The sequence below is a fragment of the Acinetobacter sp. YH12116 genome, from assembly GCF_013418895.1.
GTDB classification, from domain to species: domain Bacteria; phylum Pseudomonadota; class Gammaproteobacteria; order Pseudomonadales; family Moraxellaceae; genus Acinetobacter; species Acinetobacter indicus.
Genome location: NZ_VPBE01000062.1, coordinates 1 through 2,523, shown reverse-complemented (window position 1 = coordinate 2,523; position 2,523 = coordinate 1). Strand labels below are relative to the sequence as shown.

At 32.7% G+C, this 2,523-nt stretch carries 5 protein-coding genes and 1 pseudogene; 4 read left to right on the top strand and 2 right to left on the bottom strand.

All coding sequences use genetic code 11. From position 1 onward, the window contains the following. A partial coding sequence (locus FTU54_RS15225) for an ATP-binding protein (RefSeq protein WP_257223830.1) occupies positions 1-143 on the top strand: 143 nt, incomplete at its 5' end. A gap of 74 nt (positions 144-217) precedes the next feature. Here the strand turns inward: FTU54_RS15225 and FTU54_RS15025 are convergent. Next, positions 218-547: pseudogene (locus tag FTU54_RS15025) on the bottom strand (tetratricopeptide repeat protein); the annotation flags it as partial. A 372-nt stretch (positions 548-919) separates the two neighbouring features. Here FTU54_RS15025 and FTU54_RS15020 point away from each other — a divergent pair. From FTU54_RS15020 to FTU54_RS15010, 3 genes are all read left to right on the top strand, one after another. Next, complete coding sequence (locus tag FTU54_RS15020; RefSeq protein WP_005244624.1) at positions 920-1,207, top strand: BrnT family toxin; 288 nt, start codon at positions 920-922, stop codon at positions 1,205-1,207. Further along, positions 1,194-1,508, top strand: a complete 315-nt coding sequence (locus tag FTU54_RS15015; protein ID WP_179990996.1) for a BrnA antitoxin family protein — start codon at positions 1,194-1,196, stop codon at positions 1,506-1,508. The genes FTU54_RS15020 and FTU54_RS15015 overlap by 14 nt, the downstream gene beginning before the upstream one ends. 84 nt (positions 1,509-1,592) lie before the next feature. After that, a complete protein-coding gene (locus FTU54_RS15010; RefSeq protein ID WP_163168972.1) occupies positions 1,593-1,859 on the top strand; it encodes an immunity protein Tsi6 family protein in 267 nt (88 codons plus the stop codon). A 72-nt stretch (positions 1,860-1,931) separates the two neighbouring features. On the opposite strand, the gene FTU54_RS15005 is transcribed toward FTU54_RS15010, so the two are convergent. After that, a complete protein-coding gene (locus FTU54_RS15005) occupies positions 1,932-2,330 on the bottom strand; it encodes an Imm63 family immunity protein (RefSeq protein ID WP_120402731.1) in 399 nt (132 codons plus the stop codon). Between the last annotated feature and the right edge of the window lie 193 nt (positions 2,331-2,523).

The following is a 2,523-nucleotide window of genomic DNA, read 5'->3' as shown; positions in this document are numbered from 1 at the left end:
AGTCATTTGCGGATGATGTCACGTTGACCGCTGCGATGTTAGATCGGCTATTACATCACTGTCATGTGGTACAAATATCGGGTGAGAGTTATCGTTTGAAGGATAAAAAAAGAATTGGGATTCAGCCTCAGGTTGAAACTTAATACGAGATCAAAGGGGTCAATTTTACTTCGCCATTTGTAAGGTAAAAGGGGTCAATTTTAGAATGCCGTTGACAAGCTAACTCAACCATTGATTCAGAATGGCCATTTTCTGAGGCTTTCTGAAACCACTTAAAAGCTTTTTGGAAATGTTCTAAAGAATCGTTTTTGTCATCATCTTCCATTAATCTAGCATAGGTAACATATCCATCAGCTAACCAAAACATTGCTGCTACATTTCCATTTTCTGCTGATTTAAGAGCCCAAACTTCAGCTTGATTTTCATCTGAATCAACACCATGACCATATAGATAAATCTCGGCTAATTCTAACTGAGCAGAAGTATCTCCATTTTCTGCTTTCGCTAATAAATCATTAGAAAAAACAGGTTCTGCAAATGTTTCCATTGAAAGGCAAACTCCTAAAGCCATAAAAATATTTGTTAATTTATTCAATTTTTAACCTTTAAACTAAACTGTTAGGCTTGTATATTTTTATATCATACCTAAAAGAAAACTCTAAAATTAGAGTATGTCTTATCTCTATTTAACATAATGGTGGTTATACGCAATACATTTGTATATTAATATAAATATCAGATACTTAATAAAACAAGAAAAATCCAAAAATGCCCAAAAAACCGATTTTGAAACAAGTCGGCTTTTTTATGAGCGATTTTGATAGTTTTTGCCAATAATTTTGACTAAAAATTACGCTTCTCAACTTGAGTGATATAATTTTGTGATACATTATTGTATATACAAATTTGAATGTTTTTTATGAAACAGTATTTCGAATGGGATGAGGCAAAGAATCGAAAGAATCAGAAAAAGCACGATGTCTCTTTCGAAACGGCAAGCCTTGTTTTTGATGATCCACTGAGGATCTCAATTCAGGACAGACATACCGATGGTGAAGAACGTTGGCAGACCATTGGGAAAGTAAAAGGCGTACTAATGCTCTTAGTAGCTCACACCATCTTTGATGAAGATGACTGTGAAATCATACGAATCATTAGTGCAAGACAGGTAACTAAAGCAGAGCGAGATAAATATGAGCATGGTTAGATACTCACGCAAAGAGCTGAATGAAAAATTCAGCGACAAGCAAGATGCTGAAATTGAACACTTGCTTGCTAAGGGAACAGTTCCTGACGATAAGCTAGATCTATCAGATATTCCTGAAGTTGCCGACTGGAGTAATGCTGTACGCCAAAATCAATTTTACCGCCCAGTGAAGCAACAGACTTCCATTCGTTTAGATGCTGATGTACTTGCTTGGTTCAAAGCACAAGGGAAAGGTTATCAAACACGTATGAATGAAATCTTACGGGATGCTATGCTAAAAGAATTAAAAAATCATCAATAAAAATGGGAGCTTAGGCTCCCATTTTTGACTGCGTATAAGGTGTATTATGTTAATTTTAGAAATATTTAATTATTAATAGTGACTATGAAAAGGATTGAATTATTTAAAGTTGCCTTAGAGCATTGTGAAAATTTATCTCAAAAATTTCCAGATTTAGAGGTTACATCATCGATTAGGAAGCAACTTAAATATCTTATTTCTTGTGAAAATACGGGTGACATAGATAAATCAAAATTAGAGTCAATTATTATTGGTGTTCAAACAGCTAGAGAAATAGAGCCTTTAGATCAAGAAACTTCTGAATTTTTTTATCAAGTAGCTAATGAAGTCAGAATAATGTTACTTGAATAGATATTTAACATAATGGCTGTTATGCGAAATTCCATAGATATTTTAATTCTCTTGAAAATAAATATTTATAAATCAAACATCTCTAAAAGGAGCTGTTTCCAATACTTTTTTTATCTCATTTTCTTTTTTTACTTTCCATTGATCACTGATTAAACCAAAAAGTTCAATTTGTTTTGAAAAAGCGAGTCGACGGGAATCTTGTCCTCTAGTTCTATTCTTAAGTTCAAACTCAAACGAATAGCTAGATATAAAATTATCCATTATCCAATAAAGCAACTCTTCAAAATCCTTAGTTGTTTTTTCAAAAAAAACTTCTCCTCTTTCTTCAGAAATATACCAATATTTATTTTCATGGATTAATACATATGGAGCTCCATCATTCTGAACTGCGGGCCAAACTCTTTTTTTTTCCAGCCCAATTTTTTCACAAATTTGATCAACCTTACGTTGAATTTCTAAAAATGTAAGCATTATTCTTTGATTCTCAAAATGTTCTTAATATCTATTTAACATAAAATCTCTTATACGAAGTCAAAATGTAACTCCAAAATAGAAATGTCCGGTTTCTCCAAAGTAAAAATGTCCGCTTTTAGAATATGCACTTTTGCAATTTTCTTAGCGGACGGTTTGATATGTTGGTGTCTATGTCGGATAAAGAACTTAA